At 56.5% G+C, this 262-nt stretch carries 1 protein-coding gene; it reads left to right on the forward strand.

Translation table 11 applies throughout. From position 1 onward, the window contains the following. A partial coding sequence (locus J5837_RS09240; RefSeq protein WP_210536468.1) for a hypothetical protein occupies positions 1-250 on the forward strand: 250 nt, incomplete at its 5' end. Positions 251-262 lie beyond the last annotated feature (12 nt).

Here is a 262-nt window from a genome sequence, read left to right on the forward strand (position 1 = left end):
GCCGCATATGAGCTACCTGGCAGTTACAGATCAAGAATTTGATCGTGTTGTTTCCCTAAGGGACGCTTACCGCATCATGGAGCGGTTTGCATCCGACTATCTCGCTCGCGGAGACACATCAATCTCCGATTTCCTGCACGCTTATGCTGGCGAGGTTATTACCGGCCAGACTACCGATCCGGCAGCCGCCTATGATTTTCTGGCAGCAGCCGAGCAGGTGCTGTCCAAACAGCGGGCTGGTGGCCGGTGACTTGGCTGCGGC

Origin of the sequence: Pseudoxanthomonas helianthi (assembly GCF_017939625.1) — a bacterium.
Lineage (GTDB): Bacteria > Pseudomonadota > Gammaproteobacteria > Xanthomonadales > Xanthomonadaceae > Pseudoxanthomonas_A > Pseudoxanthomonas_A helianthi.